At 60.1% G+C, this 6,665-nt stretch carries 6 protein-coding genes; 5 read left to right on the forward strand and 1 reads right to left on the reverse strand.

Annotation, left to right across the window (positions count from 1 at the left end; all coding sequences use genetic code 11):
* From VJV58_RS12955 to VJV58_RS12975, 5 genes are all read left to right on the forward strand, one after another.
* The coding region (locus VJV58_RS12955; RefSeq protein ID WP_324137748.1) for an ABC transporter substrate-binding protein at nucleotides 1-565 on the forward strand (565 nt) is incomplete at its 5' end.
* A 95-nt stretch (nucleotides 566-660) separates the two neighbouring features.
* Nucleotides 661-1,536: a branched-chain amino acid ABC transporter permease gene (locus VJV58_RS12960; RefSeq protein ID WP_324137749.1), complete on the forward strand. Its 876-nt coding sequence runs from the start codon at nucleotides 661-663 to the stop codon at nucleotides 1,534-1,536.
* Nucleotides 1,537-1,538: 2 nt separating this feature from the next.
* On the forward strand, nucleotides 1,539-2,465 hold the full coding sequence (locus tag VJV58_RS12965) for a branched-chain amino acid ABC transporter permease (RefSeq protein ID WP_324137750.1): 927 nt from the start codon (nucleotides 1,539-1,541) through the stop codon (nucleotides 2,463-2,465).
* A complete protein-coding gene (locus VJV58_RS12970) occupies nucleotides 2,465-3,946 on the forward strand; it encodes an ATP-binding cassette domain-containing protein (protein WP_324137751.1) in 1,482 nt (493 codons plus the stop codon). The genes VJV58_RS12965 and VJV58_RS12970 overlap by 1 nt, the downstream gene beginning before the upstream one ends.
* Nucleotides 3,947-4,184: 238 nt before the next feature.
* On the forward strand, nucleotides 4,185-4,961 hold the full coding sequence (locus tag VJV58_RS12975; RefSeq protein ID WP_324137752.1) for a cyclase family protein: 777 nt from the start codon (nucleotides 4,185-4,187) through the stop codon (nucleotides 4,959-4,961).
* Between the two features lie 14 nt (nucleotides 4,962-4,975).
* Here the strand turns inward: VJV58_RS12975 and lon are convergent.
* On the reverse strand, nucleotides 4,976-6,665 hold a 1,690-nt coding region (lon, locus tag VJV58_RS12980), incomplete at its 5' end, for an endopeptidase La (protein ID WP_324137753.1).

Consider the following 6,665-nt stretch of genomic DNA (forward strand, 5'->3'; position numbering starts at 1 on the left):
CGAGGGCGCCAAGCCGGACGTCATCATCACCGGGATTTCGCATGTTGGCGTGCAGCCGACGGTGCAGTGGAAGAATCAGCAGGTTCCGATTCCAATGTTCGGCATCAGCTCGCAGGCAACCAACAGCACCTTCGCCAAGGATACGAACGATGCCGCAGAAGGCGTGCTGTTTCAGGCGGTCTCCGGGCCGGACGTTCCGGTGACGCCGAAGAGCCTGCCTTTCACGCAGGCATTCAAGGCCAAATTCGGCAACTTCCCCTCATACGCGGGCTACACCTCGTATGATGAAGTGTACTACATCGCGGATGCGGTGAAGCGCGCCGGTTCAACCGATGCCGACAAGCTGGTCGCTGCACTCGAAAAGACCGATTGGGTCGGCACCATCGGCCGTGTCCAGTTTTACGGCAAAGAGGATCAGTTCACTCATTCCATCAAATACGGCAAGGGCCTGATTACCGGCCTGATGCTGCAGTGGCAGGATGGGAAACAGGTCGCGGTCTGGCCTGCCGAGGTCGCCAAAGGCCAGTTGAAGTTCCCAAGCTTCATCAAGGTCACTTCCAATTAAAGTCGAATGAAGAATGCTCCCGGGTCCTTCCCGGGAGCAATTTTTCGCATGGGGTTTTCCTACAGGGCAGCGGTGCTGCCGCAGCAGTTCATTAGATGCTCGCTTTTCAAATTCTCATCGACGGCTTTGCCATCAGTGCCTTGTATGCTTTGGGTGCGACCGGCTTCACGCTTATCTTCGGCGTTTCCGGTGTGCTCAATCTTTCCCATGGCGCCATCATGGTGCTGGCGGCGGTAGCCGCTTGGGCCGGTGCCAGCATGTTGCACATGAACACTTACGAAGGCGCGCTGCTTGGGGTCCTGGTCGCGCTGCTGGCGGCGTTCGCAACCTACTTTGCGGTGGTGCAGCCGATTCAAAGGTCGACTCGGATACCCAACGAGGAGAAGGAAATCTTCGTTCTGACCGGCACTTTGCTCTGGGGCATCATGATCCAGGAACTAATCGCCTACTTCTTCACTAACAACGCCAAAACCGTGCTCCCCATCGTGGAAGGCGTCATGGACATTTTCGGCGTTCGGACGCCGCGAAATGAAATCTTCACCGCGGTCGTCTGTTGTCTGGTGATCGGGCTACTTTGGGCATTGGTGAATCGCACCCGTACCGGCAAGGCGGTTTTGGCGGCTTCGATGAACCCGCGTGGCGTCACCCTGCTCGGGTTGGAACTTACCAACATCTACATCGTGGTGTGGGCAATCTACGGGATACTTGCCGGTATTGCCGGCGTTCTGCTCGGAATGTTTCTCGGCGTCAGCTCGTACAGCGTGGGTCCGCTCACCGCGAGCGCCTTCTCGATCGTGGTGCTCGGTGGACTTGGTAGCGTTTCCGGATCGCTGATTGCCGCGTTCGTGGTTGGCTATCTCGAGACCCTTACCGCATATCTGGTTTCGCCGGCGTATCGCACGATTCCGGCTCTGCTGCTGCTGGTGATTGTGATGTACATCCGGCCACAAGGCCTGCTCGGGAGGCGATGAGCATGGCTGAATTTTTCAAATCGCGGCTGTTCTGGATCTCGCTGATCGTGGTTGTGATCGCCTCGACGCTGCCGCTGTACGTTTCCGGCTACATCCTTGGGCTGCTTACGGTGGCCTATTACTTCGGCGTGTTCGCGATGGCCTGGGACCTGCTGTTCGGGTTCGCCGGCGAGGTGAATTTCGGGCCGACGTTCCTGATCGGCGTAGGCGCCTACACGGCAGGGATTCTCAACAACGAGTATGGTTGGTCGGTATATCTGTGCATCGTCCTCGGTGCATTGGCTGCCGTCATTGCCGGATTTGTGCTCGCGCTTCCGGCGCTGCGCGTCCGCGGTCCTTATTTCGGGCTGACGACCCTGGTGGCGGTATTGATCCTGCAGAACTTCATCGTCGTGTTCGCCGAGCTCACCGGTGGGGAAATCGGTCTCACAATTCCGGACGTGATCACGATCAACGCCGGCGTGAATTACTGGATCGCGCTCGGCTTCATGACGATTAGCGCCATCATTCTGTACGGCCTGTCACAGTCGCCGGTCGGGTTGGTGCTGCAGGCCAGCGGACAAGACCCGGTGCAAGCCGGCGCGCTCGGCTTCAATATCGTGAAACACAAGCTCGCCGCGTTCGTCGTGAGTGCGTTCTTCTCAGGGCTTTCAGGCGCACTGCTGGTGTTTTATTTTGGCACCGCTTCGGTCGGAACGGTCGTCGACGTTGCGGTTGGCGTCAACGTCATCGTGGCCGCGGTGCTGGGTGGCCGGCGCACGGTGCTGGGTGCAGCGCTCGGCGCCATCTTCCTGATTGTGGCCGGCGAATTCCTGCGTCCAACCGGCGAACTGGCGACCTTTATCGTTTCGGCGGTAGCGCTGCTTGTCGTTCTGTTCTTCCCAGGCGGCTTTCTCGGAGCGGCCCTTTCACGCGAGGCTCGCTCGTGATGGATGCAACCTTGAACACCACTCATGTTCTCCAGGTTCGCGGGCTGACCAAGCGCTTTGGCGGCCTGACCGCGGTCAAGAACCTGAGCCTCGATTTGCGTCCGGGCGAAATCTTCGGGCTGATCGGCCCGAACGGCTCCGGCAAATCGACCGCCATGAAGGCGATCATGGGAATCGAACGGCCGTCGGAAGGCGAAGTCGTTTTCGAGGGCGAGAATCTCGCAGGACTTCCCGCGCATAAGATCGCGCGGAAAGGCTTCGGCATGGTGTTTCAGCATTCACGGCCGCTCAATCGGCAAACTGTCCTGGAAAATATCATGGTGGCGTTGTTGCCGGACAGTCTGTTCATGCTGTTCGCAGACAAGGCTCTCACCGATCGGGCGAAGTGGATCGCCGAGCGGGTCGGTCTCGCCGAGGTCATGGACCGGCGACCACCAACGTTGCCGTTTGCTGATTTGCGCCGCCTTGAGCTGGCCAAGGCCATCGCAAGGGATCCCAAAGTTGTGCTCGTGGACGAGCCTTTCGCAGGATTGACGCTCGCCGAAGTCGGCACCTTCTCGGAGCTGATCCGCAGCTTCCGCGATGAAGGACGCGCGGTGCTCCTTGTTGATCATAACGTCAAGAGCGTCGCCGCCTTGGTCGACCGGGTGCTGGCCATGTATCTCGGCGAGGAGATCGTCACCGGCCGCGCCGATGACGTCATGCGCAATGAGACGGTGCGGCGCGTCTATCTCGGCGGCGCAATCGAGACTTCCGCGCGCCCGGAGACCAGTTTCGAAGACAGTGTGCCGCTGCTGCAGGTCGAGAACGTCAGCGTGCACTACGGCAAAGCGCAGGCCCTGGAAAACGTCTCCATCCATATTCATCAAGGCGAATTCGTCTCGATCGTCGGCCTGAACGGCGCCGGCAAGACCACGCTATTCAATACGATCTCGGGACTCCTGCCATACACCGGCGAGATCGTGCGCGCGGGCGAGAAGCTGCGCGGCTTGACCCCAGCACGGATTGCGCGCAGCGGCATCGTACAGTGTCCGGAATCGCGGGAACTGTTCGGCGAGATGAGCGTGCGCGAAAATCTCGATCTAGGTGGACAGCATTTATCGGATAAAGACAAGGACGCGCAATTGGCTTGGCTGTTCGAGCTGTTTCCGATCCTGAAGGAGCGCCAGAACCAGATGGCCCAGACGCTGTCGGGTGGCGAGCAACAGATGCTGGCGATCGGTCGCGCCTTGATGATGAAACCGAAAATACTCATCCTCGATGAGCCGACGCTTGGGCTCGCGCCCGTCATTCTTGAGCAATTGTCAAAGGCGCTGGAAAAGTTGCGCCAGACCACGCCGATCACCCTGCTGTTGGGCGAGCAGAACGTGACCTTCGCGCTACCGCATGCCGATCGCGTTTACGTGCTCGAGCATGCGCGGATCGTGTGGGAGGGAGATCCGGGCCGCTTTGCCGAGGAAGCCGGCACCGGCTATCTTTGATTTCGATTGCATGCGTAGCGCCAATACCCAGGATCAGGACCGCGCTGCCAGGCTGCATGATTGATCAGGTAAGACAAAGTCGCGAGAATCCGAACGCGGAAAGGGCCCGTTTATCAAGCGGATCGAGGACGAAGTGCCGAAATGGCAGGATGTAATCGCTAAAGCCGGCATCAAGCCGATCTGATTTACCGAACCCGCGGACAATCAGGCGTACGGCGAGAAAATCAAGGAAACATCGATGGCCAGACGACTGATCGATATCTCCGTGCCGCTGCAGAATGACGTGCCCGCCGATCCCCCTGGAGGGCATCCGACGATCCAGTACATCGACCACCAGCAAGGCTTGCCGCGCATGCTGCAGTTTTTCGAAGGCCTCAAGGCCGAGGAGCTGCCGGACGGGCAGGGCTGGGCGGTCGAGCAAGTGCAACTGTCCACCCACAACGGAACGCATCTCGATGCGCCATGGCATTTTCATCCGACCATGAACCGCGGCGAGCGTTCATGGACGATCGACGAGGTGCCGCTGGAATGGTGCTTGCAGCCGGGCGTGAAGCTGGACTTCCGGCATTTGCCTGATGGCTATGTTGCGACAGCCAAGGATGTCGAGAATGAGCTCAAGCGGATCGACCATACGTTGTCCCCACTCGAGATCGTAGTGGTCAATACCAGCGCCGGCGCCAAATACGGCCGACAGGACTACGTTACGTCCGGCTGCGGCATGGGCTACGACGCGACCATGTACCTGCTCGAGCGCGGCGTGCGGTTGACCGGCATCGATGGCTGGAGCTGGGATGCGCCCTTCGTCTATACCGCCAGGAAATACGCGCAGACCAAGGACGCGAGCCTGATCTGGGAAGGGCACAAGGCCGGCCGCCATATCGGCTATTGCCACATCGAGAAGCTGCACAATTTGGAGCAGTTGCCAGCAAGCGGTTTCACCGTGTCGTGTTTTCCGGTGAAGATCGAACGGGCATCTGCGGGCTGGACCCGCGCGGTGGCCATCATCGACGGCTGAGGCCTCTTGGCGCTCTACTGCGCGGCGACCGCGACCTTTCTTTTCTCCTCCAGTGCTGCGGCGATGGCGTCATCGACGCGCTCGAGCCAGATGAACTCGAGCTTGTCGCGCGCCCCTTGAGGTATCTCTTCAAAGTCGCGGCGGTTTCGCGCCGGGAGCATGACCCTCGTCAGGCCAGCCGCGGCCGCCGCGACTACCTTTTCCTTGATGCCTCCGACGGGCAGCACCAGACCGCGCAGCGATATCTCGCCGGTCATCGCGGTATCGCTTCGGACCGTCTCGTTGGTGAGGAGAGAGGCCAGAGCCGTGAACATCGCAACGCCCGCGCTCGGTCCATCTTTCGGCGTGGCACCGGCGGGGACATGGACGTGGATATCGCTTTTTTCGAAAATCGACGGCTCGATTTGCAATTGAACGGCGCGACTCTTCACCAGCGTCAGAGCAGCCTGTGCGCTTTCGCGCATGACGTCTCCGAGTTGTCCGGTCAGGATCAATGCGCCTTTTCCGGGAACGCGGGTTGCTTCGATAAAGAGGATGTCGCCACCCACCGGGGTCCAGGCGAGCCCAGTCGCGACGCCCGGGACACTGGTGCGCATCGCGATCTCGCCTTCGAAACGCGGCGGTCCTAAGACCTCGGCAAGATCCTTGGCCGCGATGTTGACTTTGCTCAAGGTGCCTTCCGCGATCTGCACGGCCGCATGACGCAGCGCTTTTCCGATTTCGCGTTCCAGGGCGCGCACGCCGGCCTCGCGCGTATAGCCCTTGATCATCAGCCGGATCGCATCGAGATCGATGGCGGCCTGTTCGGGCTTCAGGCCATTGGCCTCGAGCTGGCGACGAACCAGATAACGCCGCGCGATCTCGAGCTTTTCGTCCTCGGTGTATCCTGGCAGGCTGATGATCTCCATGCGGTCCTGCAATGGACCGGGAATCGTATCCAGCATGTTGGCGGTAGCGATGAACACCACCCGCGAGAGATCGAACGGCACGCCGAGATAGTTATCGCGAAACGTCCCATTTTGCTCCGGATCGAGAACTTCGAGCATCGCCGCTGACGGGTCGCCTTGAATGCCGCGCCCCATCTTATCGATCTCGTCCAGCATCATCACGCAATTGCGCGATCCGGCTTTCTTGATTGCCTGAATGATATTGCCGGGCAGGGCGCCGATGTAGGTCCGCCGATGCCCCCGGATTTCCGCCTCGTCATGAACGCCGCCCAGGCTGACCCTGACAAAAGGCCGATCCATCGCGCGTGCGATCGATTGCCCGAGCGAAGTTTTTCCCACTCCCGGCGGCCCGACGAAACACAGGATCGGCGCCTTGCCATTTGGTGCCAGCTTTCGAACCGCCAGATATTCGATGATCCGGCTCTTGATCTTTTCCAAGCCGAAATGGTCCTCGTCGAGAATCCGCCGCGCCTGCGGGATGTCGATGGTTTTTTCTTCCGGGAGCGCCCACGGCAGCTCGATCAGCCAGTCGAGATAGCTGCGGACCATCCCGGCCTCGGCGGCTCCCTCCGGCATTCGCTCATAACGCCGCACTTCCTTGCGTGCCTGATTTTCAGCCTCAGGCGGCATCTGCGCCTTGGCGATGGCCGCATTCAAGTCCGCCACCTCCTGGGTCTTGCCGTCGCCTTCTCCCAGTTGACGCTGAATGGTCGCCATCTGCTCGCGCAGGATTGCCTCGCGTTGGCGTTCATCGAAG

Origin of the sequence: Bradyrhizobium sp., from assembly GCF_035273305.1 — a bacterium.
In the GTDB taxonomy this organism is placed as follows: Bacteria; Pseudomonadota; Alphaproteobacteria; order Rhizobiales; family Xanthobacteraceae; genus Bradyrhizobium.